Source organism: Scytonema sp. PRP1, assembly GCF_036697665.2.
GTDB classification, from domain to species: Bacteria; Cyanobacteriota; Cyanobacteriia; order Cyanobacteriales; family Nostocaceae; genus Kalymmatonema; species Kalymmatonema gypsitolerans.
Window position 1 is genome coordinate 179,887 of the sequence record NZ_JBAHYJ020000073.1, and the last position, 25,294, is coordinate 205,180.

General features: G+C 43.2%; 23 protein-coding genes. 13 read left to right on the forward strand and 10 right to left on the reverse strand.

The window, feature by feature from the left end:
* Positions 1 to 34 precede the first annotated feature (34 nt).
* The 3 genes from V5G28_RS16540 to V5G28_RS16550 all read right to left on the reverse strand — a co-directional run bounded on the left by V5G28_RS16540 (position 35) and on the right by V5G28_RS16550 (position 2,626).
* Positions 35 to 322 (reverse strand): hypothetical protein, encoded by a 288-nt coding sequence (locus V5G28_RS16540; protein WP_332991327.1) that lies wholly within the window; start codon positions 320 to 322, stop codon positions 35 to 37.
* 23 nt (positions 323 to 345) lie between these two features.
* The gene (locus tag V5G28_RS16545; protein WP_096571468.1) at positions 346 to 1,656 is read right to left on the reverse strand and encodes a TldD/PmbA family protein; all 1,311 of its coding nucleotides are present in this window, start codon (positions 1,654 to 1,656) and stop codon (positions 346 to 348) included.
* A 106-nt stretch (positions 1,657 to 1,762) separates the two neighbouring features.
* Positions 1,763 to 2,626 carry a Tab2/Atab2 family RNA-binding protein gene (locus V5G28_RS16550; RefSeq protein WP_096568738.1) on the reverse strand — a complete coding sequence of 288 codons (864 nt, stop codon included), beginning with the start codon at positions 2,624 to 2,626 and terminating at the stop codon, positions 1,763 to 1,765.
* Between the two features lie 370 nt (positions 2,627 to 2,996).
* On the opposite strand from V5G28_RS16550, the gene V5G28_RS16555 reads away from it, so the two are divergent.
* From V5G28_RS16555 to V5G28_RS16565, 3 genes are all read left to right on the forward strand, one after another.
* Positions 2,997 to 3,206 (forward strand): hypothetical protein, encoded by a 210-nt coding sequence (locus V5G28_RS16555; RefSeq protein ID WP_332991330.1) that lies wholly within the window; start codon positions 2,997 to 2,999, stop codon positions 3,204 to 3,206.
* Between the two features lie 79 nt (positions 3,207 to 3,285).
* Positions 3,286 to 5,229, forward strand: a complete 1,944-nt coding sequence (locus V5G28_RS16560) for a serine/threonine-protein kinase (protein ID WP_332991400.1) — start codon at positions 3,286 to 3,288, stop codon at positions 5,227 to 5,229.
* Positions 5,230 to 5,309: 80 nt separating this feature from the next.
* On the forward strand, positions 5,310 to 6,068 hold the full coding sequence (locus tag V5G28_RS16565; RefSeq protein ID WP_332991332.1) for a DUF561 domain-containing protein: 759 nt from the start codon (positions 5,310 to 5,312) through the stop codon (positions 6,066 to 6,068).
* A 170-nt stretch (positions 6,069 to 6,238) separates the two neighbouring features.
* On the opposite strand, the gene V5G28_RS16570 is transcribed toward V5G28_RS16565, so the two are convergent.
* A complete protein-coding gene (locus V5G28_RS16570) occupies positions 6,239 to 7,366 on the reverse strand; it encodes a DegT/DnrJ/EryC1/StrS family aminotransferase (protein ID WP_332991335.1) in 1,128 nt (375 codons plus the stop codon).
* 306 nt (positions 7,367 to 7,672) lie between these two features.
* Here V5G28_RS16570 and V5G28_RS16575 point away from each other — a divergent pair, with 306 nt between their 5' ends.
* From V5G28_RS16575 to V5G28_RS16585, 3 genes are all read left to right on the forward strand, one after another.
* Positions 7,673 to 8,449, forward strand: coding sequence for an ABC transporter permease (locus V5G28_RS16575; protein WP_332991336.1), 777 nt, complete (start codon positions 7,673 to 7,675; stop codon positions 8,447 to 8,449).
* 676 nt (positions 8,450 to 9,125) lie between these two features.
* Positions 9,126 to 10,364 carry a succinate--CoA ligase subunit beta gene (locus V5G28_RS16580; protein WP_332991338.1) on the forward strand — a complete coding sequence of 413 codons (1,239 nt, stop codon included), beginning with the start codon at positions 9,126 to 9,128 and terminating at the stop codon, positions 10,362 to 10,364.
* Positions 10,365 to 10,378: 14 nt separating this feature from the next.
* Positions 10,379 to 11,260, forward strand: coding sequence for a succinate--CoA ligase subunit alpha (locus tag V5G28_RS16585; RefSeq protein WP_332991341.1), 882 nt, complete (start codon positions 10,379 to 10,381; stop codon positions 11,258 to 11,260).
* 87 nt (positions 11,261 to 11,347) lie between these two features.
* Here the strand turns inward: V5G28_RS16585 and V5G28_RS16590 are convergent, their stop codons facing one another.
* The gene (locus V5G28_RS16590) at positions 11,348 to 13,261 is read right to left on the reverse strand and encodes an ABC transporter permease (protein ID WP_332991343.1); all 1,914 of its coding nucleotides are present in this window, start codon (positions 13,259 to 13,261) and stop codon (positions 11,348 to 11,350) included.
* 369 nt (positions 13,262 to 13,630) lie between these two features.
* On the opposite strand from V5G28_RS16590, the gene V5G28_RS16595 reads away from it, so the two are divergent.
* From V5G28_RS16595 to V5G28_RS16610, 4 genes are all read left to right on the forward strand, one after another.
* Complete coding sequence (locus V5G28_RS16595; protein ID WP_332991345.1) at positions 13,631 to 13,837, forward strand: hypothetical protein; 207 nt, start codon at positions 13,631 to 13,633, stop codon at positions 13,835 to 13,837.
* 101 nt (positions 13,838 to 13,938) lie between these two features.
* Positions 13,939 to 14,361 (forward strand): hypothetical protein, encoded by a 423-nt coding sequence (locus V5G28_RS16600; protein ID WP_332991347.1) that lies wholly within the window; start codon positions 13,939 to 13,941, stop codon positions 14,359 to 14,361.
* A 66-nt stretch (positions 14,362 to 14,427) separates the two neighbouring features.
* Positions 14,428 to 14,676, forward strand: coding sequence for a hypothetical protein (locus V5G28_RS16605; RefSeq protein ID WP_336230940.1), 249 nt, complete (start codon positions 14,428 to 14,430; stop codon positions 14,674 to 14,676).
* Positions 14,676 to 17,432 (forward strand): tetratricopeptide repeat protein, encoded by a 2,757-nt coding sequence (locus V5G28_RS16610; RefSeq protein WP_336230941.1) that lies wholly within the window; start codon positions 14,676 to 14,678, stop codon positions 17,430 to 17,432. Before V5G28_RS16605 ends, V5G28_RS16610 begins: the two co-directional genes overlap by 1 nt.
* Positions 17,433 to 17,478: 46 nt before the next feature.
* On the opposite strand, the gene V5G28_RS16615 is transcribed toward V5G28_RS16610, so the two are convergent.
* The 5 genes from V5G28_RS16615 to V5G28_RS16635 all read right to left on the reverse strand — a co-directional run bounded on the left by V5G28_RS16615 (position 17,479) and on the right by V5G28_RS16635 (position 22,774).
* On the reverse strand, positions 17,479 to 17,928 hold the full coding sequence (locus V5G28_RS16615) for a hypothetical protein (RefSeq protein WP_332991349.1): 450 nt from the start codon (positions 17,926 to 17,928) through the stop codon (positions 17,479 to 17,481).
* A gap of 297 nt (positions 17,929 to 18,225) precedes the next feature.
* A complete protein-coding gene (locus V5G28_RS16620) occupies positions 18,226 to 20,091 on the reverse strand; it encodes an ABC transporter permease (protein WP_332991351.1) in 1,866 nt (621 codons plus the stop codon).
* A 92-nt stretch (positions 20,092 to 20,183) separates the two neighbouring features.
* Positions 20,184 to 21,134 carry an ABC transporter ATP-binding protein gene (locus tag V5G28_RS16625; RefSeq protein ID WP_332991353.1) on the reverse strand — a complete coding sequence of 317 codons (951 nt, stop codon included), beginning with the start codon at positions 21,132 to 21,134 and terminating at the stop codon, positions 20,184 to 20,186.
* 390 nt (positions 21,135 to 21,524) lie between these two features.
* Entirely contained in the window at positions 21,525 to 22,379 is an 855-nt protein-coding gene (locus V5G28_RS16630; RefSeq protein WP_332991355.1) for a mechanosensitive ion channel family protein, read from the reverse strand.
* A gap of 182 nt (positions 22,380 to 22,561) precedes the next feature.
* Positions 22,562 to 22,774, reverse strand: a complete 213-nt coding sequence (locus V5G28_RS16635; RefSeq protein WP_332991357.1) for a hypothetical protein — start codon at positions 22,772 to 22,774, stop codon at positions 22,562 to 22,564.
* Positions 22,775 to 22,851: 77 nt separating this feature from the next.
* Here V5G28_RS16635 and leuB point away from each other — a divergent pair, with 77 nt between their 5' ends.
* From leuB to V5G28_RS16650, 3 genes are all read left to right on the forward strand, one after another.
* A complete protein-coding gene (gene leuB, locus V5G28_RS16640; RefSeq protein ID WP_332991359.1) occupies positions 22,852 to 23,940 on the forward strand; it encodes a 3-isopropylmalate dehydrogenase in 1,089 nt (362 codons plus the stop codon).
* A gap of 92 nt (positions 23,941 to 24,032) precedes the next feature.
* Complete coding sequence (locus tag V5G28_RS16645; RefSeq protein ID WP_096571464.1) at positions 24,033 to 24,293, forward strand: hypothetical protein; 261 nt, start codon at positions 24,033 to 24,035, stop codon at positions 24,291 to 24,293.
* A gap of 74 nt (positions 24,294 to 24,367) precedes the next feature.
* Positions 24,368 to 25,189, forward strand: coding sequence for a prepilin peptidase (locus V5G28_RS16650; protein WP_332991361.1), 822 nt, complete (start codon positions 24,368 to 24,370; stop codon positions 25,187 to 25,189).
* Positions 25,190 to 25,294: the final 105 nt, after the last annotated feature.

A 25,294-nucleotide genomic window follows, 5' to 3' on the forward strand; every position in this document is an offset into this window, starting at 1 on the left:
CCTGGAAAGTCTAATTTCATACTTGATTGCCTACTCAAAGAAAGCAGTTTGCGCTCACGTAGTTTTTGGTGTGTATTGCAAAAGCCAGCATTTGGAATACCAAACCACAGATAAATAAGATGTACACAAATAAATTCTTTGCGTGCATCTGCACGGCAGGTGCTTCAAGCCGGGGAACCCTTTCGCCAGTCGCCTGGCTGTCGGGAAACCCTCCTGCGTGCGCTGGCTCACCAACGCACGCAGGAGTCCATCTGCGGTTCCAAATACTCTTAAACGAAATTATTGCCAGCAACGTATCAGGGTTATCACTTGAATCGTCCATAGCTGCCAAGTCATTTTTCATGTTTAATTTTGCTTGCTAGTACTCGATAGCCCATCTACTAACAAAGATGGAGTGTAGCAAGAACCATTCCAGTCAGCATCGTCACCCAGTTTAACCAATTGTTTTAAAGCTGTATAGACGTTTCCAGCCACCATTGTATCCTTCACACGCCCAATCACATGACCCTTTTGGACGCGATATCCTAGATCAACGTTGATGGAAAAGTCACCGGAAATACTGCCATTACCTCCCAGCATTTGATCCACAATTAAACCATCATCAAGATGGTGAATTAATTGTTGTAGCGATTCCGTTCCAGGCTGAATCAGGAAATTAAATAAGCCAGGAGTAGGATAACTTCCTAAACCAGGGCGAAAACCATTACCTGTGGAGGCAATACTTAACTGGCGTCCGGTAGTGCGATCGCAGTAAAAATGCTGCAACACACCGTCTTGGATAAACACCAAAGACTGAGTTGGGGTGCCTTCATCGTCAAAAGGGCAACTGTAAGGTCCCGCGTGGGGGTCTTGGTAAACGGTGATTGGTGAAATGACTGGTTTGCCTATGCGTTCCCCCCAAGGAGAAGCCCCCTCCAAAACTCGCTTGCCATTCAAAGCTGCTTGTACAGTCCCCCAAAGCATATCAGCAGCTTTAGAAGTAAACAGAACCGGGACACGACCGTTGGGAGGCGTCACATTTTCTCTTGCCCAAGCCAACCGTTGTAAAATTTGGTGAGCAACTTTCTCTGGCTGCAGGTTACCTCTTTTGGTTTGACCATCAGAAACGTTCAACAAATCGTCACCTCGTACCCACTCTGCATCCACATAGCAGCTGAGAGTGGTATCAGTGTAGTGGCAATCTAAACCTTTTGTGTTCACGAGTCTAGTGGTTTCAACATCACATTCCCAGTCTGCCGTACAAATGACATCTGGATATGCGTCGCGGATGATGGCGATCGCTTCTTTACCCCACTCCACCAACTTTTCTATAGGGACATCTTCACCCAAATCTGGGTAGGAAGGCTTAGAATCACTGTTCAATTCCAATGCTTCAGGTTGATTGAGTTGACTCAAAGCTAAAGCACGTTCCACTAAGGCTTGCGGTTCCACAGGACCATAACCCACAGCTAATCCTGGACATCCGTTACGCCACAGCCGCAGTGCTGTACCTTCAGATTGGCTGGTTTCCAACTGCTTGAGACGATTTGCTTCAAAAAATACAGGTCGAGAAAGCGATTTTGACTGATAAACTTCAGCCGCTTCTGCACCTGATTTTATGGATAGTTCCAGCAGTTGTTCTGCCAGCGAATTGTTTGGTAATTCTTTATACACCATATTGTTTCGGGCTGTGGACATAGAAATTGGCTTGTAGTCAGGCATGCGATCGCGCAGAGCCGAAAGTGGGCGACCGCTGACTACAAACCCATTCCCTCAATCAAATTTACGGCAGATTGACCTCTTGCAACAGCCAAAATCCGGCAAAAGATTCTTCTTGAGGATTAGACTGCACCGCGATAAAATGCACTCCGTTAGCTTTTTGCTTTGCTTGTTCAAAGCCTTTGGCTTCTGCTAAAGTTTCGGGGTTTTTGATATTCGCCAAAATCCAACTCTCAGTCGCACCAGTTTCCAAAAGCAATCTCGCCCCTTGGCTACTATCAAATTTCAAGCACGCCAACTCTAAACCAGACATCCACCCTGCTATTGGCAATGCTCTGGGTGAATATATCAAAACACCAGGAATTGGGGTTTCGGGGGAAACTTGCGCTATGTCCAAGGGGAAAGCTTCGCTAAAGCCAATTTCCCACTCGTGCATTACCGTAAAATCCGCGCCTTGCAAAGTAACAAATGTCCACTGTTTCCCTTCCAAAGCATCTGGTAAGCGTTGGGGTGAGGATTTCTCCAAGTTTACCGAGGGATTTGTGCCTGCTTGATATCCTGGCTCTTGAGGATACACTTGCTCCAGCCGCTGTTGCAGCCATTGGTTCAGCAGCAAAGTGCGACGACTTGGCTCGGCGGGAATACCCAAATCTTTGCACGCTTTGGTAATCATGTTGTTCATTTGGCGGCGGAAAAAGCGGATTCTTCTCGGTGTTTCTCCTGCTTTGCCAATTGCTTCCTCCAACGCCGTCCGTAACCAAGCTGAATTGACCTCAGTACTGGGGCAATATTTTGCAAAGCGAAACAAAGAATCAATTTTTGTGCGGGTTTCCAAAGGAGTTTCGCATACTAAGACTTCCCAAACTTTTTTCTGGTTTTCGTCCACAATCGGACGCGAGTAAAAATCGAGTTCCCAAATACTGCCCATGTGATGCCGTTAAGATTTGGCTACTTTTTTATATTTTCATGATACGAGCGTATGGGTAGCGTCGGGGCAAATGAGAGGGAGATGAGGGTAGAGAGCGTATCCCTCACGGGACGCTTTGCGACGAGCGCGAGTATTGAGGGGGACATAATTTCTAAAATTCGATCTAAATAAGTCAGCCGTGCGCCTGTACCTTCTAGATCTACATCAAGGTTTTCCAGCTAATCCCAACTGACGTTAGACAACAAAACATAGGAAGTTTTTGCGGTGGTAGATGTTTTGAGAACTGAGGAATTCATCGAGCGATCGCAGCAATTCTAAATCGTTGGTGAACAACAAGGTCCCCTACTTCTGCGAAGCCGGGAATCTAAACATGCGCGATTTTCACAAATCAAATAGGACTGCTATATATTCGTCACCTGACTTTTCACGGCTTACAGGCTTTGCCAGAAAGCGGAAGCAGAAGCCACCAGTTGACGAGACACCAATTGCCAAGAAAAAACGGCTGGTAGCAGCACGAAAAGCAGCACGGCAAAGACCTTTTCTACAAAAAGCAACAGTAGCCTCAGATAGCAAAACTTAACAAAATTGGTAATTCAGAAATTTGAAGGGATTGAGAGGAAGTCTTATAGTAAATGACAACGGCTGATAGACGCCCAACTATGATCTACTGCCTCAATCCCAGTTGCGAGAAGCCCCGAAATTCTGATACCACTTTCTGCCAAAATTGCGGCACACAACTGATATCCCAGTTGCGAAACCGTTATCGCATTATCCAACCACTGGGAGGCGGAGGATTTGGCAGAACTTTTTTGGCAGAGGATGAAGACAAACTGAATGAACATTGTGTCGTCAAGCAGCTAGCACCACAAGTTCAAGGAACCAGCGCCCTGGTTAAGGCTACAGAACTCTTTCAAGAAGAAGCGCGACGGTTGCAACAGCTTGGAGAACATCCGCAGATCCCGATTTTGTATGCTTATTTCCGGCATGATAACTACTTGTATCTGGTGCAGCAGTTCATCCTCGGGCAAACTTTACGGCAAGAGTTGAGACAGCAAGGAACTTTTAGTGAGGAAAAGATTTGGAAACTGTTAACTGAACTCTTACCCATTATCAAGTTTATCCACGAACATCAAGTTATTCACCGAGACATTAAGCCAGAAAATATTATTCGTAGATCCCCTCGGGAAGATTTAGTACTGATTGATTTCGGAGTTGCCAAGCAGTTAACAGCAACTTCACTGGAACAAACAGGTACAACCATTGGTTCTTTTGGCTATGCACCGATGGAACAAATGAAGTATGGCAGTGCATATCCAGCAAGTGACTTGTTTAGTTTGGGTGTGACTTGCTTTAATTTATTGACAGGAATTCACCCATCTGGGCTTTACATGGAACACGGTTATAATTGGGTGATGCATTGGCGACAACACCTCAAGTCTCCCTTATCTCCACAATTGGTGCAGGTATTGGACAAATTGTTACAAAAAGATATCGAGCATCGCTACCAGTCAGTGGATGAACTGCTGCAAGATTTGCATCAAAAGCCACAACCTGCCTCAATTCCACGAGATTTTTCTTTACCGCAGCCGCCGTCAAGGATAAACCCGAGACAATCGGTTTTTCCTAGCACTGTTCTTCAACCGAGAATCCAGTTAAAACATAAACTGCTAGCGGGGGGCATTATCCTGCTTTTAGGGTTAGGCGGATATATTTATTGGCAAAGCTTGGGGTATATCCCAACTTTGACTGGGCATTTAAGCGAGGTTAATTCCTTAGCGTTCAACCCTTCAGGTACAACCCTTGCTAGTGGTATCGATGACAAGACTATCAAACTTTGGAACCTGAATAATAAACAGGAAATCCGCACGCTTAAGGGGCATTCAGACAAGGTTTATTCTGTCGCCATTAGCCCGGATGGTCAAACTGTTGTCAGTGGCAGCAAGGATAACACAATTAAAATCTGGAATCTGAACACGGGAAAGGAAATCCGTACCCTGACAGGTCATACAGCCTTAGTGAATTCTGTTGCAATCAGCTCAGATGGTCAAAATATCGCTAGTGGTAGTTATGATAACACCATCAAAATCTGGAATTTGAACACAGGGCAGGAATTACAAACTTTAATCAAGCACACAAGTGCCGTTTTGTCTGTTGCCTTCAGTTCAGATAGTCAAACGCTTGTTAGTGGAAGTGCGGTTAGGGAAATTAAGGTTTGGAACTTGAAGACTGGTAAGGTTCTACGTACCCTACCACCACATTCAGGTGATGTGAATGCCCTTGCCATAAGTCCAGATGGTCAGATGTTGGCTAGTGCTAGCGATGACAAAACTGTCAAAGTGTGGAAGCTGAACACTGGAAAGGAAATAAGCCCGTTGACAGGGCATTCAGGTCATGTGAATTCTGTCGCCTTTAGCCCAGATGGCGAACATATCGCAGCTGGCAGTGATGACAAGAGTGTGAAAATCTGGAACTTGGATACGGGAGAAGTCTTAGATCTAAAGGGGCATTCAGGCAAGGTTTATGCCGTTGCTTTCAGTCCAGATGGCAAAACTTTGGTGAGTGGTGGTAAGGACAAGACTATCAAGATTTGGCAACTGCGGTAGTGATTTGGGAGACTCCCTAACCCCTGTTATCGAGGAGACGGTAGAATAAACCTAATTTTCAAAGCTTCAAAAGACGAAATATGACAATGCATCCCACTCTCCAAAGTGCATTTGCCAATCGGTGCGCTCTTAAAGTGATCAGCGGTTTGAATAACTTTGATCGCGATCGCGTCGCAGCAACCGTCAAAGCAGCCCATCACGGTGGTGCGACTTTTGTTGATATCGCTGCTGATACCACCTTAGTACAAATGGCAAAAAAATTGACAAATTTGCCTATTTGTGTATCAGCAGTTGAACCAGAGAAATTTGTCCAAGCTGTGGCAGCAGGTGCAGATTTGATTGAAATTGGTAATTTCGATTCTTTTTATGCTCAAGGACGTAAATTTGAGGCTGAGGAAGTTTTAGCGCTGACTCACCAAACCCGCGCTCTCCTGCCTAAAATTACTCTCTCTGTGACTGTTCCCCATATTCTGACACTGGATCAACAGGTACAACTAGCAGAGGAACTGGTGAAAGCTGGCGCAGACATCATCCAAACCGAAGGAGGTACAAGCAGCAACCCAACTCACCCCGGAGTTTTGGGACTGATTGAAAAAGCTGCTCCCACTTTGGCAGCAGCTTATGAAATTTCCCGTGCGGTGTCAGTTCCAGTGCTGTGTGCTTCTGGTATTTCCAGCGTCACAGCACCCCTTGCTATTGCTGCTGGCGCTACTGGTGTTGGTGTCGGTTCTGCCATCAACCAACTCAACAGCGAAGTCGCAATGATAGCCGCTGTACGTGGTTTGGTAGAAGCGTTGGGAACGACAAGACTGCTGAGTGCTAAGGGACTTCCAAATTAAAAAATACCCAACTTTTTCTTGTGGGATGGGCTTCTAGCCCGTCCTAGAAACTGGGCGGGCAGGGATGCCCACCCTACTCTTAAAGAGTATAATTTAATTCAGGTATTAGGTTGAGTGATGAGTACCGAATCCTAAGTGTAAAATATTGAGCACTCATTGCTTAGGACTGATTACGCCAAGCAATCTTTCAAAGCATAAATTACCTGGTCTTGCTGTTCTTCTGACAATTCTGGGAACATAGGCAAAGACAAAACTTCCTGACAGGCTTGCTCTGCCACTGGCAATTGCCCTTGTTTGTACCCCAGACTTTCATAAACTGGCTGCAAATGTAAAGGGTGGGGATAGTAAACCATTGTGTTTACACCCCGATCTTGCAATTGGCTGCGAATCAAGTCCCTTTTATTGCCCAGTACACGAATGGTGTATTGATTCCACACTCCCATACCCCCAGCTAATTCTTGGGGTGCAGTGATACCGAAAACTTGATTGAGAAACTGGTGATAACGAGATGCAACTTTTCGCCGCTGATTATTCCAAATATCTAGATAAGGCAGCTTTATTTGCAAAATAGCGGCTTGGATGGCATCCAAACGGCTGTTGACACCGATTTCCTCGTAATAGTATCTATTTTTCTGTCCATGCTCCTTTAGTACTCGTAACTTTGCCGCGATTTCGGGGTCATTCGTCGTTATTGCCCCGCCGTCACCGTAAGCACCAAGATTTTTGGTAGGATAAAAACTGAAGCAACCGATGTGTCCAATGCTTCCTACCTTTTGCCCTGCCCAACTTGCCCCTGTGGACTGAGCGCAATCTTCTACCACTAGTAAATTATGTGCTTGTGCTACATCCATCAATTCAGTCAGATCTACAGGTTGACCAAACAGGTGAACTGGAATAATTGCTTTCGTTTTCGGTGTAATTGCGGCTGCTACTTGTTCTACGTTTAGATTAAACGTAGTAGCGTCGATATCAACAAATACTGGCACCGCACCCACTGCACTGATAACCTCAGCAGTAGCGATAAAAGTAAATGGTGTGGTAATCACTTCATCACCTGCACCAATATTTAAAGCTTTCAGTGCTAAGAAAAGAGCATCAGTACCAGAGTTACAGCCTACACATTCAGTCACACCAGTATAGTCGGCAAACTGTTGTTCAAAGTTTGCTACTATTGGACCGCCGATATAACGACCAGAAGCTAGAACCTCCAAAACGGCTGCGCTGACTTCTGCTTCAATAATGCTGTATTGTTGCTTGATGTCAAAGGCTGGTATGGAATGTTTTACACTTTGAATCATGAGATTTATCTTAAGTTAAAAATAGATACCGATGTTAGATTTGCGCTTATTGAGTTTTGAATCAAAAACACGCGTGAAAGTCTTTTTCCCAAAATCACGCTATTCAAGGGTTTTTACCTAGGTTTTTTATCAAAAAGGCTACCATTTGCTAGGGTGAAAGGAGATGGATATCCACCAAGAACTAATACCTTTAATTAAAGTTCCCAATGAGTCCTTTTAAAGCGAACAGGTGACAGGGAAAAATCTGTAACATAGAACCCTGTAACCTATACCTTGTAACCCATATACACAAGAGGTAGAAAACCCATGCAGGAGTTAATCAAGCTAGATTTCGTTGATTTGGCTTGTGCTGTTGGATTAATGGGCGCAGCCATAGCTTTATCCGCGTGGGAAAGAATAGGGCTGGAACTAAATTTAGCGATCGCAACAGGGAGAACCATCCTACAACTCGCTGTATTGGGGTATGTTTTAGAGTTCATCTTTGCTTTAGATAATCCTTGGGCAGTTTTGGCGATTTTATCAATCATGCTGACAATTTCGGCAATTGTCGCACGAAATCGCATTACTCAAAAAATACCGCAGATGTTGCCCTTAGTGTGGGGGTCAATTTTCCTCAGCACAGCCTTGACAATGGTTTATACCAATGTATTGATCATTCAACCAGATCGGTGGTTTGAGCCGCAGTATGTGATTCCTCTAGCAGGAATAGTCTTAGGTAATGCGATGAATGCTGCTGCGCTTACCGGAGAACGTCTTGTCAGCACCATTAATGCTAGTCACTTGGAAATAGAAACCCACTTAAGCTTGGGGGCAACTCCCCAACAAGCTATTGTACAGTACCGTAAAGATGCTGTTCGCGCTGGATTGATTCCTACTGTTAATCAGATGATGATTATAGGCATGGTGACGCTTCCAGGAATTATCACCGGTCAGTTGCTCAGTGGCGTTAATGCTCGCGAAGCTGCATCTTACCAAATTTTGATTATGTTCATGATTGCTTTTGCCAATTTGCTGACAACAGTGTTAGTCACTCGGGGAATAAGTCGTCAATTTTTTAACTCTGCTGCCCAATTGGTAAGATGATTAATTATTAATTATCAATTCATTATTAATAATTACTACCACAGCAGCGCTTTTTTGAAACAAGGATGCTCCCCAATCTATATTAACTATAAAAAATGGTACAAGTAAAAAACATGGATGACGAATTATGAATGATTAAGTCAAGCCATGAATCAATCTGATAGAAATACTGTTCAATGTTGAACAAAAGAAAGTCTAAAAGACAAAGGATAAAAAATGAAATAGTTCATCCTTTAGTTCAGACGTTATACCTCAAATTTCATTCTTTGGGTGAGCTAAAAAAGCTTTGTGCTTGTGTAATAATTAAGTTTTAGTCTCTAGAGAAAATGTCATGTAAAATTTTAAATTGGTTAACTCACGATTAAAAAAAGCCAAATTATCTAAAAATGAGGGTGCCTTTGATGTTAGGTTGTATCAAGGTTTATTGACAAAGAGGGTTGAGAAGCGCAATACTAGCAAATTTACTGATGCAATTAATGGCGTCTTGTTTACTTGCAAAGAGTAAGTGTTTTGATAAAAAATAAATTTTCCTTATAAAGTGAATTAGTTAAAATTGATCAGGGAAAATAAGTATTTATAGCGAAAAAAAGCTTTATCCTGCAACTAGGGTGCAGCGTCAATGTTTTCGACAGCACCGCAGCAAAGAATGAAAATGTGGTAAAAAAGGTGTGTGTCAATGGATTTATTAGAGTACCAAGTTAAGGAATGGTTGGCAAAAAGAGGCATTCCTGTATTGCCTTCGCAACGAATTGACCATCCCACGGATTTAAAACGTTTAAAAATTAGCTACCCGATTGTTCTGAAATCTCAGGTGCATGCGGGTGAAAGAGCAAAAGCGGGTGGAGTCAGGTTTGTAGAAACGACTATCGATGCGATCGCCGCTGCACAAAATATCTTTCATTTACCCATTTTGGGCGAATTGCCAGAAGTGTTACTGGCAGAAGCTAAGTATGACACTGAACAAGAATTTTATCTCGCGGTCGTTTTAGATACAGCACTGTGCCGACCTGTACTTTTGGGTTGCACAGAAGCAGACGATATTGATTGGGAATCAGCTAGCGAGAAAATGCAGCACGTTGTCGTTGAACAGGAATTTTCCCCATTTTATGCTCGACGACTAGCGTTGAAAATGGGCTTGCAGGGTGAATTGATACAGTCTGTCAGCACTGTTATTGAAAAGATGTACCAGTTATTTGTAGAAAAAGACTTAGACTTGGTGGAAATTAATCCCTTGGGTGTGAGTTCTTCTGGTCAAGTTATGGCGCTCAATGGTAACATCACCGTTAACGAACGGGCAATTGGGCGTCACTCAGATTTGGCTGAAATGGCAACAAAAATCGTAAAGCGTTATACCAGTAGCGAGACAATCAGAAATTTGGGCGACTGGGATGTCGTAGAAATGCACGGGAAAATTGCCATTTTGGGTAATGGTGCTGGTTCGGTAATGGCAACTTTGGACTTAGTGGTTAATACTGGTGGAAAGCCAGGTGTGTGTTTGAATTTGCGTCATGCGTCTGTTACCGAAACTTCACCAACTACCTTCAGGAGTCGCTTGGAAAAAGCTTTAAAAAACTTGAGTACTGATAAAAGCATTCAAGTGATACTGATTAACTTCCTGGGTAGTATTTCTCAAGCTGGCGAAGTCTCTGAAGTGATTGGCAACTTTGTGGAGAATAGCACAACCGAAGTCAAACCATATATGGCAAGGTCTAATGGCAACAAAAACCGTCGAGAGAGCCATTTTCCGCGCTTAGTAGTCCGTCTTGCCGGTTCTGAGTTCGAGACAGCAAGGAAATACATCGCAACACTGAAAACCCCAACTGATGGGTCTATAGTGGTGGTAGAAAATTTGGATGAAGCGGTAGCAGAAGCAGTGCGTCTTGCTAAGTCCACAGCATACAACAGAAGGTTTTGACCAATTAACCTGTTATGAATTTGACACCAGACAGTAAAGTGTTACTCCAAGGCTTTTGTGAATATATTACAGCAACTCATGTTGCTCAAATGAAAGCTCAAGGCACAAATTTGGTAGGTGGGGTCGATCCTGGATGTGGTGGACAGCAAAGATACGGTTTGCCAGTATTCGACTTGGTAGAGGAAGTGGTGGGGCAATTTGGAGGTATTGATACGACAATCATCTGCGTAGATCCGTACCAAGTCCTAGATGCAGCACTAGAAGCGATCGCATCTAATATCCGCCAAATCATCATTATCTCCCCTGGCGTGCCACCATTGGATATGGTGGAATTACTTCGCGAAACCGAAGCAACCGAAACCTTGATAGTAGGACCAAATAGTCCTGGGATCATCGTACCGGGGAAAATTCTCTTAGGGACTCAACCGAGTGAATTTTACACGCCTGGTTCAGTAGGTATCCTCAGTCGCAGCACCACTCTCACCTACGAAATTGCTAGAGAATTAACTAATGCTGGCTTAGGACAGTCGATTAGTGTCAGCATTGGTAGTGATGCGATCGTTGGTTCGTCTTTTCTGCAATGGCTACAAATATTAGATGAAGATGAAGCCACAAAAGCAATTGTTTTAGTTGGTCAACCAGGTGGTGGTCGTGAAGAAGCCGCAGCGCGATATATTGCGGAAGCAATTGATAAACCAGTTGTTGCTTATATTGCAGGAACACAAGCACCACCCGTTAAACATTGGCGTCAAACTGGAACTTTAGCGGCTGTCATCGGACGCGATCCTGATTTTGGCACAGCAAAAAGTAAATTAGCGGCTTTTTCTGAAGCAGAAGTCCCAGTCGCCGAACGTCCTTCTCAAATTCCAGAATTAGTCAAGAAAGCAATGAAATAGTCATTAGTCATGAGTCATTAGTCATTGTAGAGACGCGCCATGGCGCGTCTGTACATCTTCATTAGTCATTAGTGATTAGTGTAATAACTATTGACTCATTAGTGCTTTTGTCGCTGACTCTCCTGCAAGTCTCACCTGCTTTCTCAAGTGGAAGTTTAACAATACCAAAACACTGAATTCTCCCAACAAAGCCATAAAAATTGTTGGCGTCGAACTGTACTCCAAACTTGCCCAAGGGAAAGTCGAAAACAGCCACACAATAGCGTATTTGGAAGGCTCAACATGAAGCATTCCTAAAATCAGTGGTGGCAAGAAAATTGCTGCACCAATAGTGCCAATTGCCCAGAAAGAACGCTTAGCAGTTTTCATCAACAACATCTTCTGGGCTATCGTGGCGTAAATCATCATTAAAGTGATAAACAAACCCACACCCAAGATGGCATTTAACCTACCAACATCGTTAATTAGCCAATTTAGGTTTCTGCTATGATGAACATTCAAAATAGGTGCCAGTAAAATCCAAATGGCTACTGGAGTCGTTACCATCACAAGATGAATCACCATTGCCACTAATGGAGGGCTTTTTTCACCTAAAATCAAATCCAGCAACAAAGAATTTTTCCAAACACTTTGATGACCAGAAAGATTATGGTGTCGATACCTTGCCCAATCTTGTACTGTTTGACGGTGAGGCGAGAGAATTGCAATCAAACCAAACAACAGCACTAAGTTGAACAAGACTAGCCAAATAAAATTCTGTTGTATTTGGTAATTCAGATCATGAATAGAACAACTCAACTTGTATGGAGGGGTAGAGGGACAGTAGTTTTCTATATACTGTATAGTAAATCCCCAAAGAATGACTTGGGAACAAGCGACCAGAAAATAACTTTGACCCTTGCTGAGGATGGTAGCGTTTGGATTACGGAAACAACGCTTTAGTGCTTCCCAAATCCAGTAAGTCCACAAGCCATAATTCAACAAGTGTAAACCAATCAAACCGACAAGATTTGTTCCTATCGGGATATAAAAAAACTGCACTTTTTCGATGAGTTCAGAGTTATATCGCCTGGAAAACAGGTTTGGGAACAAATATCGCGTCATGTCAAATGGGCTTAACAGGCTAAACCAAGCAGTTGAATGGTTTAAAGATGAACCAGACAACGCTATTTGCATCGTCAGTATCAAAAATAATAGAGCAGCACCACTACCCAACCAAGGCTGAAAACCACTGAACCCACGACAACATAAACCAAAAAGGAGTGCAGCGCTGTAGAAGAAAATGCAGCCAGCAACCAGGACAGCCCAGAAGCTTAATATGTAACTTGTGGCAATATTAGCAGCACGTCCAGCAATGAAATGTAAAGGTGTTGCTGTGAAGATGAACAGGTAAATTAAGATGGGAACACCCAGCATTTTACCAGTCAAAATACTCGTTTCCAATTGGGGAGTGAGGCGAATAAAATTGAGCGTACCGCGCCGTTCTTCCGTCGCTAAATTATTAATCAGCAAATAAGTGCCAGCCACTAACAGCGTGAAAATAAAAATCACACTCAGCGAGAGGAATATGTATTCCCAATGTTCCCGCCACCACATTTGCATATCAAGTTGGTCTGTGGGGCAGAAATTATTGGATAAATAACTCTCAAACTCAGAATTTTTTGTCTTTACTTGCGCGATTTGTGATTTAAGTTCTTGTATTCTATCAGAGTTGAGTGGTTGAGTATTTCTATAACCATCTAATTGTCTATGAAGGTCATTAGATTGTCGAAAAATCTGGCTTTGTTGCTGTTCGTAAAATGGACGCTGACGACAGTACTTGCCGACTAGTGAATGTGTTTCTCCAGGGAAATCTTGTAATTGATAAAGGAATAGTACCAGTTGACCAAGTAGTGATAAGACAACTGCAATTGCTACGTTAAAACCTTTGAGGCGTCCTTTCAGTTCTCGGAATAATTGAGGATTCCAATCGCCTACTCGGTCTATTAAATGGTGTATCATCAGAAATTCTCCATACTACCACAAGAAATTAAAATCTCTGGCTTATAGCTAAAGTCGGTTAAAACAGACAAAAGTTCTCCGTTTTTTCAATTAACTTGCCTTGAAAATAAGGCAGCTATGCTGAAGGCAGAAGGAAGAACCAAAATCATCCTTCTTTGTGAACTTTTGCTCATGGAGTAAGATTGCAAAAGCCAATGGATGAAAATAAAACCACAGATTAACACATCTATTCATATGAAAACCGCTGTAAGGTATAAGGTAAATGTGCCTTTTTGCCTTGTCGGCTATGGCGGCTTCACTCTGGAAACACAAGCAGTGAATGTGTAGTCTATACCTAGATATCCTTACTTTTATCAAAAGTGTCACGCCATGCCAGTGATCACGATTCGGGAAGAAGGAAAAACCGAAACCGGATTTGAGGCAACTCTCAGATTTGCAGCGGAAGAAAACTTTGTTACCATTACTGAGCCATTCACTACCAAGGAAGAAAAAGAACTGGAGTGGTATTTTGAAGAGTGGCTGGAGTGCCCCTTTAGTGATACTACTATAGCCCAAAGGGGCAGCAGCAAGTATTAAAAAATACGGTGAAAATTTATTTGACCAAGTTTTTACGGATATAAATGCTTACAGCGAATATCAGCAACTGCGGAAAGGGCATAATCCGCTAGAGATACAAATTGTGGGAAAACCCCAGAATTTCAAGCACTGCACTGGGAGGCGCTGTGGGAACCTGGTTTTCCGCGACCACTGGCGGTAGACTGTGTGTGATGGTACGCAAGAGTATTAAACGTGGCGCAAAGCAGGCGGATGTTCCACAGTCGCCAGTGATTAATTTGCTGGTGGTGACGGCGCGACCGAATGAAGAACAAGATGTTGGTTATCGTACCATTTCCCGACCACTGATTGAGGCGATTGAAAATAGTCAGTTGGCGGTAAACGTGGAGTTATTGCGTCCGGGTACTTATGAAGCACTCGCAAGACATCTGGAAGAGAAAGGCGCGGGCTTTTATCACATCATCCACTTTGATGCCCACGGGGCGTTGATGAAATATCAGGAGATCCAGAATGAGGAACGGCAAAGCCCTATGCTTATCAGGTGAGATGGGGACGTTATGATTTGCAACGGTACGACGGGGTGAAGGCGTTTCTGTTTTTGGAAGGGGAAAATGAAGGGCAATGCTGATCCGGTAGAGGCGACGGAGTTAGCGAATCTGTTGACGGGTAAGGGAATTCCTGTGTGTCTTCTCAATGCTTGTCAGTCGGGGAAGCAGGTGAAACCTAACCCCCCACCCCCTTCCCTGCAAGGGAAGGGGGAAGGAGGAGAAGAGGGAGATTTTCTCCCTCCCCTCGTAGGGGAGGGGCTGGGGGAGAGGTTAATCAAGATTACACAGAGACTAGTCTGGGTAGTCAGTTGATGGCGGCGGGGATGCAGATGGTGGCGGCGATGGGGTATTCCGTCACTGTGGATGCTGCTAAGCTGATGATGCAGCGGGTTTATACTAGTCTGTTTGATAACAAGGAAATCACCGAGGCGATACGGCTGGGCAGGCTGGAACTTTTTCATGACAAGAAGCGCAAAGCTTATTTCAACCAAGAAATTGATTTGGAAGATTGGTTGCTACCTGTGGTTTACAGCAATCAAGCGGTAAAGTTCAACCTGCGGGAGTTTACGCCACAAGAAGAGGAGCAATTTTGGCAAACTGAAGGTGAAAGGTATCGCTTCACGCCGCCGGAATATGGATTTTTCGGGCGAGATTTGGAGATTCTGAAAATTGAAAAGTCGTTGTTGCGGTACAATATCTTGCTGTTACAGGGAATGGGGGGAACGGGGAAAACTACTCTGCTGAGATATTTACGGCAATGGTGGCAGAGGACAGGTTTTGCAAAAGATGCGTTTTATTTTGGCTATGACGAGAAGGCGTGGAATTTAGAGCAAATCATCTGGGAAATTGGCAACCAAATTTATGATAGGTTTGACAATTTCCATCGGATGCTACCAGAAGCGAAAAAGCAAAAATTACTCAAAACACTCCGCGCTGAATCTTATATTTTGATTCTGGACAATTTAGAATCGGTGACTGGGCAACCTCTGGCGATTCAAAATACTCTACCAGAAACGGAACGCAACCAAATCAAAGATTTTTTGACGCGGTTGGTAGGGGGAGAAACGCGGGTAGTGCTGGGTTCGCGCAGTCGTGAAGATTGGTTGCAACCAACGACTTTTAAAAGCAATATTTATGAGTTGCAAGGGCTAGACAAAGAAGCGCGTTCTGACTTGGCACAAGCAATTCTTCAACGTCATGTGACAGAAAAGCGTATTCCCAGTATCCGCCAAAACGAGGATTTTCAGCAGTTGATGAAACTGTTGGCGGGGTATCCTTTGGCGATGGAAGTGGTGCTGGCGAATTTGAAAAACCAATCGCCCAAGGAAATTCTTGGGGCGTTGCAGTCTGCTGATGTGAAGTTGGATACGCCCAGTGAGGAGAAGACGAAAAGTATCCTTAAATGTGTGGAATATTCCCACAGCAATCTTTCACCAGAGGCGCAAAAGTTGCTGTTGTGTTTGGCTCCTTTTAGTGGGTTTATTAACTGCCGTTCTATTCATAATTATATTGAGGAATTGCAAACACTGGAACCATTCAAAGATTACCAGTTTGAGAAATTTAATGAGGCGATTCAAGAAGCGATTAACTGGGGTTTACTCTCACCGATGAACGTCACCCCCAGCCCCTCTCCTTGTAGGAGAGGGGGAGAGGAAGATTCACCTTTGCTGGCAATTCAACCTGTTTTTCCCTACTTTTTAAAGACAAAGTTAGAGGTTCTTGATAAGGATACTCGTGAAGCTTTGCAGAAGGGATTTAAAAACCACTATCAAGATTTGGCAGATTATTACAATGATTTAATGAAATCCAAGGACGCGCAAGAGCGGCAATGGGGTATAGAATTCTGCCGATTGGAATATGAAAATCTCTACAATTCGCTGCAAATTTGTTTGGAAAAACAAGAGAGCATCAGCATATATTTCTGTTTAAAGCAATACTTTGATTTGAATAGTGATAATCAAAGTAACCTGAAGTTGGCAGAAATGGTTTGTCAACGTTTGGAGAAGTACCCACCTGCATTTATCGAAGGGGAATTAGGTTATCAGATACCCTTAGCAATTCAGAGACTTGGTAACTGTCAACTGTTAGCAAAGCAGTATCAGCAAGCAAGAATCTCCTACGAGAAGACTTTGCAACTGTATGATCCGCTTGAAGGTGAAGCAGAAAGACAAAAACAACTTTGGAAAGCTGTTTCCTACCACCACTTGGGAATAGTAGCCCAAGATTTGCGGGAATTTGAAGAGGCAAGGCGCAATTACCAACAAGCTTTGCAAATCAAAATCGAATTTGGCGATCGCTATTTAAGTGCAAGCACCTACCACGAGTTGGGAAGAGTAGCCCAAGAATTGCGCGAATTTGAAGAGGCAAGGCGCAATTACCAACAAGCTTTGCAAATCTATATCGAATTTGGCGATCGCTACGAATGTGCAAGAACCTACCACCACTTGGGAATGGTAGCCCAAGCATTGCGGGAATTTGAAGAGGCAAGGCACAATTACCAACTAGCTTTGCAAATCAAAATCGATTTTGGCGATCGCTATTTAAGTGCAAGAACCTACCACCAGTTGGGAAGAGTAGCCCAAGATTTGCGGGAATTTGAAGAGGCAAGGCGCAATTACCAACAAGCTTTGCAAATCAAAATCGAATTTGGCGATCGCTATTTAAGTGCTCCCGCTTACCACCAGTTGGGAATGGTAGCCCAAGATTTGCGGGAATTTGAAGAAGCAAGGCGTAATTACCAACAAGCTTTGCAAATCTCTATCGAATTTGGCGATCGCTACGAATGTGCAAGCACCTACCACGAGTTGGGAAGGGTAGCCCAAGCATTGCGGGAATTTGAAGAGGCAAGGCACAATTACCAACTAGCTTTGCAAATCAAAATCGATTTTGGCGATCGCTACTTAACTGCTAGCACCTACCATTGTTTAGGAACACTGGCAGAAGCAGAGGAAAACTACGCGGAGGCGAGGGCTAATTTGCAAACAGCTTTGGAGATATATGTTGAGTATAAGGATGAATATTGGGCTGAGAAAGCACGGGAGATTTTAGAGAGATTACCAAAACAGTAAATTCCCCCTCCTCGCTTGCGGGGAGGGGGTTAGGGGGTGGGGTGCTTCAGGGTTGGTTTCCTGGCGGTTGTTTTCCACAAGCATCAGCATCCGGTTCCGTATATTCACAAAATATATCGATGCCGATATGGACAATGTACAACACAATAATAGTCGCAATGGTGGGGTCGAGCGGCACTCCAGTCATGGCTAGCAAAGAGACAATCAACGCTGAGAGTAACGGCGCACTAGCGGGATTTTTTTTGTATTCCTGCACCTTGGTACGGAAACTCTCATCAGCGCCGCAGAGTTCTTTCCGCAACCGCTTGAGTGTCACTTCCCGCAGAGATTTTTGATAGTCTTTAGTAGCACCGAATTTCTCTAACAAAATCTCATCTAAACAAGCGTCAATGTCGCCGTTGTTTTGTTCCAGCTTAGTCAACGCTTCCTGTGCAGATGCATCATCTGGCAAAACTTCTCGATAGTACCGAATTTCATCGGTAGATAATTGAGTCATTTTGAATCTTGGTTATTTAATTTGGGAATAAGAGAACATCTGAATATCTTGCAGCATTCTCTATTAGACTGCATAACCGCCCGGAAATACAGCGCTTTCAAAAGCATAAAGTACAAACCACATGGTAAGGGCACAGCATTGCTATGCCCCTACAGTACTGCCGTGTGTTCTAGCGAATTGAAAACTGCTGTAATCAACTTTTCCCATATTTTACCAACTTTGGTGGTAAAATGGTCTGTCAAAATTAAAAATGGGAAAGTTTATTTGCTTATAGCACAATACGGTTCGTCTCAAAACTTATCGCCCTGCTAACAATGCTTGTGTAGCAGACTCGCCTGCTAATTTCGCTTGGCGTGTCAACTGGAAGGTTAACAATGTTAAGATGCTTAACTGACCTAGAAGAGCCATAAAAATTGTGGTAGTTGCAGCCTCTGAAATACCCGCCCAAGAATAACTTGTGAATAGCCACAAAGTTGGCATTTTGTATGCATGAATGCCTAGTATTGCTAACAGCATCGGTGGTAAGAAAGCTGCTGCTATTATAGTGCTAATAGCCCAATAACCACGCTTGGGAGTTTTCATTAACAGCATAAGTTGAGTCAGAGTGGCGTAAATCATTATCAAACTTATGAACAAACCCACAGCCAAAAGTACCTTCATTCTATAAATAAGGTTAACTTCCGCCGGATGATACCAAAGTAAAATTCCCACTAAGAAGGGGGTGGCAGCGATGACAAGATTGATTGCTATTGCCAAAATAGCTGGGCTTTTTTCACCCAAAATTAAATCTTCTAACAAAGAGTTTTTCCGAGAAGAACTGTTGCTACTCGTACCATTTTGGTGTCGATACCTTGCCCAATCTTGTACAGTTTGACGGTGAGGTGAGAGAATTGCTATTAACCCGAGAAATACCAATAAGTTCAAAGGACACTGCCAAGCTAGGTAGTTTTGCACATCATAGAAAGTTAACTTATTGATGTTTTGATAAACCCCAAAGTAAAATCCAAAATTGACAATTTGCAAGCAACCCATCCAGAAATAACTTTGCTGTTTGTTCAAAATAGTAGAATTGGGATTACGAAAACAACGCTTCAGTGCTTGCCAAACCCAGTAAGTCCACAAAGCATAATTCAATAAATGCAAGCTCACAATACCAACAACAGTTTTACCTATTGGTAAATCAAAAAACTGCAATTGTTTTAGCGATGAACCATCGTATATATTGAATAATTTGGGAAAGAGATAGTTAGTGACATCAAAGGGACTGAATATTCTAAAAAACACAGTGACAGGAATCATGTATGAGCGGGATGTTGCCAAACCCATAGTGACTAACAAAAATAATAGAATAGCACCACTACCTAACCAAGGTTGAAAACCACTAAACCAACGGCACCATAAACCAAACAGCAGTGCAGCACTGTAGAAGAAAATGCAGCTAGCAGCGAGGATTGCCCAGAAGCTCAAAATGTAACTTGTGGCTATATTAGCAGTATGTCCGGCAATGAAATGTAGAGGAACTGCTGTGAAGATGACCAGATAAATTAAGATAGGAACACCCAGCATTTTGCCAGTCAAAATACTGGTTTCTGACTGAGGACTAAGGCGAATAAAATTCAGCGTACCGCGCCGTTCTTCTGTTGCTAAGTTATTAATAAGCAAATAGGTGCCAGCCACTAACAGTGTGAAAATAAAAAACACACTTAGCGATAGGAATATGTATTGCCAGTGGTCACGCCACCACATTTGCATATCAATTTGGTCTAAAGGACAAAATTGATTACTTAAGGTCTGATCAATATGATGTTGTTTGTATTTTACTTCTGTTATTTGTGATTTAACTTGCTCAAGTTTTACCTGGTCGAACTCACTAGAACTGCTATAGCGTCGGAACTGTTCTTGCAGTAGTTGATATTGTATTGACAGTTCTCTGTCAAGTTTGATTCTTGCTTGCTCAAAAGTTAAACCTATTTTGCAGTATTGTGCGTACATCGAGTAGTTTTCGCCAGGAAGTTCCCGCAATTGATACAGGAAAACGACCAACTGAACAAGTAGAGAAGTCACAACCGCTATCACAGCCGGAAAAACTTTCAGGCGACCCTTAAGTTCTCGTAACAATTGCGGATTCCAATCGCCGAGTTTTTCTATAAAGTTGATTATCATTTGAAAGAAACTCCACAATTAAGTGAACCATTTTGCATCAAAGTCGTTTAGACGCTTCAAACAGCGCGTCTCTACAAATGACTAATGACTCATCAAGATGCTTGCTTATGACCTAGTTTGAGGAAAATTGTTTCTAGGTCTTCTTGAGTACAGTGAAAATCAGTCAGAGGAACACCAGCTTTAACAAGCGATCGCAACAAATCTGCACAATCTTCTTGTTTTCCAGAAAAATTTACCCGCACACTATTTTTTGTAGACATCACCTCCCACTCTTCCACGAAAGGATTATTTTTCAGTTCGCTTAAAAGTTCGTCTAACTTCCCTAAAGTCGATATCACAATTTGCTGGCGGGCAAGACGTTGGTAGAGTTGTTGTAGTGATGCACTTTCTACCAAGAAACCGAGTTCCATAATTCCCACTGAGGTACACAGTTCTGCCAAATCACTCAGAACGTGGGAGGAAATCAATATCGTCATCCCTGCTTCTTGCAACACTTTGATGATTTCGCGAAACTGCATCCTGGCGATGGGATCTAATCCTGAAACGGGTTCATCAAGTAGCAAGACAATGGGTTCGTGGATAATTGTTCGCGCCAAACACAGACGCTGTTTCATTCCTCGCGATAAGGTTGAAATCAAGCTATTGCGTTTATTACCGAGTTGTATGAGTTCTAGAACTTCGTGTAGGCGTTGAGTGCGGCGTGGTTCTCGTAATTTATAAAGTCGGGCAAAATAATCTAGGTAATCCCAGACTGTGAGTTCGTCGTACAGCGGATAGTCATCCGGTAAGTAGCCAAGACGACGCTTGAGGGTAGGGTTGCTTTTGTCGCGTCGTAGGCGATCGCCATTAATATAAATCTCACCCGTAGTTGGTTCCTCAGCAGCAGCCAACATCCGCATGAGAGTCGTTTTCCCTGCACCATTTGGACCAATTAGTCCGTAAACTTCACCCACTTCTATTTCTAAATCAATATCATTTACGGCAACGTGTCTGTCAAATTGCTTCGTCAGCCCACAGGTGCGAATTGCCAATTCTTTTGTCATAGCTACTGGTGCGGTTTGGAATTATACTGAGTTGCATTCAGCCATCTAGACTGAAATTTTAACGCGCACGACACTATGACATAGAGAACTGTCCACATCTAGCGCGTCTGGTAGCCTACCCTGTTTCTTTTGCTGTGATTGTTCAATAACAGTCAGCGTAGCTTCTGGCTACAGTATTTGTCAGGCTTGTTTCGGAAATTGAAACTAGTTTTAATGAAAACTTGATTTTCTCTCTAGGCTTTGCAGATTTTCTACTTTAATATATATAAATTTATATCTATAAATTTTTGTTTAGAATTAAGCAAAATAATCCCCTTCCATGCTGAACTTGGAAGGAGATTATCTTAAACACTATTTGAAAACTTAAATCTTGAATTTGTTGCCGCAGTATTAATTTGCAACAGGTGGCGTTAAGAGAGTACCCTGACTTCCATTATGAGATACTTCACTAATAGCATAGCGGTGTTCGGGAGCAGGATAGCCAGCTTGACCAAAGGTTTCGCTGATGGCTTTGTTAGTGTCGAAATACACCTGCCAGTAGTGTTCATTATTCGTGTATGGACGTACTGCCAGTACAGTTCCCGCCAAGTTAAACTCCAGAATATCTACCTCTGGTGCTGGATTTGTGATAACGTTAGGGATTTCGCTAATTCTGGCTTTCAAAAGGCGAATTGCATCGTTGTGATTTACACTATGGTGAAGTTGGGCAACGAGGTCAACGCGACGGTAAGAATTGGCTGAAAAGTTTTGGATGTTGTCTGCAAATATCTTGTTATTGCCGATAATCGTCAAGATGTTATCGAGCGTATTAATCGAAGTTGTGAACAGTCCAATTTCTGTAACCGTACCCGTGACGCCTGCTGCTGTAATGAAATCACCAACTTTGAACGGTCGAAAGATAATTAAAAACGCACCTGCTGCAAAGTTTGCTAGTAGTCCACCCCATGCAGCACCAATAGCCACGCCAGCAGCTGCTAATAATGCTGCAAAGGAGGTTGTTTCAATCCCAAAAAAGCCGAGAAGTGCAACAACGAGAACGATTTTTAGTGTGACGCCAATGATATTGAGAAGATAGCTAACGATTGTCGGATCAATATGCTGGCTTCTGAAAGCACGTCGCACCAGTTTCAATGCAAAATCAATTAACTTTTGACCAACGACCCATAAGGCGATCGCACCTAAAAGCTTAAGTCCAAATTCAGTTAACAGTTGGATAGCAACCTGGCTGATCTGATTAAGATCCATAATCTTTCTCTATTTGTGGATCATAACTACAATACAGAGAAAATACCGTTAAACTATCCACAAATACGTAAAACTACTTTATTTTTTAAACTTTCGGTTATTATTGTATGGTAAAGAAGCAGTTAAAAAGTCTATCTTTATTCAACCACTGTCAGCCCTTCTCCTGCTGTTTGCGTTCTTCTTCAATGCTGGCGAAGATACCCCAAACGTAACATTCTGTTATCAGTGGTAAGCAAAACGTCGCCATTTCCTGCTTCTGTACAAGCAATATGCAGTGCATCATAATTAGCCAAGATAATGAAAACAGCCTCAGCTTCCAAACGAATTCGTTCTTGTGTTTGGTCATTAAAAGGGCGATTGAGGCAGCAAACATCTAAATAAATTAAAAACTCCATCGGTACATTTGCTAGGTATGATATTTTATCTGCAAGAATTTTTGCGCAATTAAACATTTACCCAGCTAAAACGAACTATGGCACAGCAGTACCGCATTACCCTACTCCCTGGCGATGGCATTGGACCCGAAATTATGGCAGTGGCGGTAGACGTGCTAAAAGTCGTAGGGAAGAAGTTTGATATTCAGTTTGAATTCACTGAAGCACTCATCGGTGGTGCAGCAATTGACGCTACAGGCGAACCCCTACCAGCCACCTCCTTGGATATATGCCGCAATAGCGATACTGTATTACTAGCAGCTATTGGCGGTTACAAGTGGGATTCCCTCCCATCCCATTTACGCCCAGAAGCGGGTTTGTTAGGACTGCGTGCGGGATTGGGTTTATTTGCCAACTTGCGCCCCGCGAAAATATTGCCCCAGTTGATTGACGCCTCTTCCTTGAAACGGGAAGTTGTGGAAGGTGTCGATATTTTGGTGGTGCGCGAACTCACAGGTGGAATTTACTTTGGCAAGCCCAAGGGCATTTTTGAAACAGAAACTGGTGAAAAGCGCGGTGTGAATACGATGGCTTACACCGAATCGGAAATTGAGCGCATTGGGCGGGTGGCGTTTGAAGCTGCACGCAAACGCGGAGGGAAACTTTGTTCTGTGGATAAGGCGAATGTGTTGGAAGTTTCTCAACTGTGGCGCGATCGCATCACCAAACTAGCCGCAGAGTTTCCGGATGTGGAACTCTCTCATATGTATGTAGATAATGCAGCCATGCAGTTGTTACGCGCTCCCAAGCAGTTCGATACGATCGTCACAGGTAACTTGTTTGGCGATATTCTCTCGGATGCCGCTGCTATGCTGACTGGTAGTATTGGGATGTTACCCTCGGCGAGTTTGGGTGCTTCTAATCCAGGAGTCTTTGAACCCGTCCACGGTTCCGCCCCAGATATTGCAGGACAGGATAAGGCAAATCCTTTAGCACAAGTTTTGAGTGCCGCTATGATGCTTCGATATGGTTTGAACGAACCAAGTGCAGCAGATCACATTGAACAAGGAGTGTTACAAGTTTTACAAAGAGGCGATCGCACTGGAGATATAATGTCTCCGGGCATGAACCTTCTGGGTTGCCGTGCTATGGGCGAGGCACTTATTCAAGTCCTCGAAGCCGAATAATTGCCTAGGCTCAAACCGACAATTTTGGCAACATTTGCTGAAACTTTTCGGATAAACTATTAACACAAACCTACAACAAGATACAGTGAGTGGTGTACGCTTTAAAACAAGGACAAGCAAATTATACCAACCCCAAAAATCAGCCAGCTTTGATTGATCCTGCCGTCATCAGAGCCGCTGGTCAGATTTATCACATTTACTGTGAGGTACATCCCGAAATGACTGGGCAACCTTCGGGAGTCGCAATTAACCGGTTTAATCACCGAGGTAAGGTGATTTTTACCAATCAACCAATCCTCTTGCCAGAAGAATGTTTCGTGCAATTGAATCAAATTGAATCGTATACGTATTAAGTCACAAGTCATCAGTCATGAGTCAGTGTTATAACCTTTGAGCAAAGGACAAATGACAAAGGACAATTGACTTAATGGACACCTTGATCATAGTCCAGACAAGTGTCATAGTTTTCACCCTAGGAGCTTCTATTGGTAGCTTCATAAATGTTGTCGTTTATCGTTTACCCGCTAAGCTATCGATTCTTTTTCCGCCTTCTCGCTGTCCCCATTGCTTAAACCAGCTCAAACCCTACGATAATGTCCCAGTGTTGGGATGGCTATGGTTAAGAGGGCGTTGCCGTTATTGTAAAAAGAAAATCTCTATCCGTTACCCTGTGGTAGAAGGGGTAACGGGTATTATTTTTTTACTAATTTTTTGGATATTTAAATTTTCGCTCTCTACAATAGGCTACTGGGCGTTTTGCAGTTGGTTATTAGCGCTATCGTTGATAGATATAGATACAATGACATTACCCAACCCGTTGACTAAGTCGGGTTTGGTCGTGGGAATTGTTTTTCAGATGGTTTATGGTTTTTTATTAGAAGCGAGTTGGCTAGGATTGGTAGATCATTTCATGATCGCGATCGTAGGAGCAGTACTGGGGTTATGGCTGTTTGATGCGATCAGAATCATTGGTTCAATTGTGTTAGGCAAAACTGCTATGGGTGAAGGAGACGCCAAATTAGCAGCCATGATGGGAGCATGGCTAGGATGGAAGTATTTCCTTGTTGCTAGTTTTCTTGCTTGTGTAGTAGGAGCGATCGTAGGTGGAGGTAGTATGATACTATCGCCTCAAAAATGCGGACAAAAGATACCTTTTGGTCCTTTTCTTGCTTTAGGAGCAGTTATTGCTTTATTTGGCGGCGAGGCTATTTTATCTTCTTACCTGCGCTTATTCTTTCCAACCAGTTGAAACACAAGAACACAACCCAACAAATAACTCCCTCACTCCTCCATCTCCCTATCTCACCATTCCCCGCTACACTATAACTGTAAATTTCATCACCCCATCTATCTT

Excerpts from the sequence above, each read along its gene's own strand:
- V5G28_RS16550 (WP_096568738.1), bottom strand. The coding sequence starts at position 2,626 with ATGGGCAGTATTTGGGAACTCGATTTTTACTCGCGTCCGATTGTGGAC.
- V5G28_RS16540 (WP_332991327.1), bottom strand. The coding sequence starts at position 322 with ATGGACGATTCAAGTGATAACCCTGATACGTTGCTGGCAATAATTTCG.
- V5G28_RS16560 (WP_332991400.1), top strand. The coding sequence starts at position 3,286 with ATGATCTACTGCCTCAATCCCAGTTGCGAGAAGCCCCGAAATTCTGAT.
- V5G28_RS16580 (WP_332991338.1), top strand. The coding sequence starts at position 9,126 with ATGGATTTATTAGAGTACCAAGTTAAGGAATGGTTGGCAAAAAGAGGC.
- V5G28_RS16620 (WP_332991351.1), bottom strand. The coding sequence starts at position 20,091 with ATGATAATCAACTTTATAGAAAAACTCGGCGATTGGAATCCGCAATTG.
- V5G28_RS16575 (WP_332991336.1), top strand. The coding sequence starts at position 7,673 with ATGCAGGAGTTAATCAAGCTAGATTTCGTTGATTTGGCTTGTGCTGTT.
- V5G28_RS16610 (WP_336230941.1), top strand. The coding sequence starts at position 14,676 with ATGGCGGCGGGGATGCAGATGGTGGCGGCGATGGGGTATTCCGTCACT.
- V5G28_RS16615 (WP_332991349.1), bottom strand. The coding sequence starts at position 17,928 with ATGACTCAATTATCTACCGATGAAATTCGGTACTATCGAGAAGTTTTG.
- leuB (WP_332991359.1), top strand. The coding sequence starts at position 22,852 with ATGGCACAGCAGTACCGCATTACCCTACTCCCTGGCGATGGCATTGGA.
- V5G28_RS16605 (WP_336230940.1), top strand. The coding sequence starts at position 14,428 with ATGAAGGGCAATGCTGATCCGGTAGAGGCGACGGAGTTAGCGAATCTG.
- V5G28_RS16595 (WP_332991345.1), top strand. The coding sequence starts at position 13,631 with ATGCCAGTGATCACGATTCGGGAAGAAGGAAAAACCGAAACCGGATTT.
- V5G28_RS16585 (WP_332991341.1), top strand. The coding sequence starts at position 10,379 with ATGAATTTGACACCAGACAGTAAAGTGTTACTCCAAGGCTTTTGTGAA.
- V5G28_RS16630 (WP_332991355.1), bottom strand. The coding sequence starts at position 22,379 with ATGGATCTTAATCAGATCAGCCAGGTTGCTATCCAACTGTTAACTGAA.
- V5G28_RS16565 (WP_332991332.1), top strand. The coding sequence starts at position 5,310 with ATGACAATGCATCCCACTCTCCAAAGTGCATTTGCCAATCGGTGCGCT.
- V5G28_RS16625 (WP_332991353.1), bottom strand. The coding sequence starts at position 21,134 with ATGACAAAAGAATTGGCAATTCGCACCTGTGGGCTGACGAAGCAATTT.
- V5G28_RS16545 (WP_096571468.1), bottom strand. The coding sequence starts at position 1,656 with ATGGTGTATAAAGAATTACCAAACAATTCGCTGGCAGAACAACTGCTG.
- V5G28_RS16650 (WP_332991361.1), top strand. The coding sequence starts at position 24,368 with ATGGACACCTTGATCATAGTCCAGACAAGTGTCATAGTTTTCACCCTA.
- V5G28_RS16570 (WP_332991335.1), bottom strand. The coding sequence starts at position 7,366 with ATGATTCAAAGTGTAAAACATTCCATACCAGCCTTTGACATCAAGCAA.
- V5G28_RS16555 (WP_332991330.1), top strand. The coding sequence starts at position 2,997 with ATGCGCGATTTTCACAAATCAAATAGGACTGCTATATATTCGTCACCT.
- V5G28_RS16590 (WP_332991343.1), bottom strand. The coding sequence starts at position 13,261 with ATGATACACCATTTAATAGACCGAGTAGGCGATTGGAATCCTCAATTA.
- V5G28_RS16635 (WP_332991357.1), bottom strand. The coding sequence starts at position 22,774 with ATGGAGTTTTTAATTTATTTAGATGTTTGCTGCCTCAATCGCCCTTTT.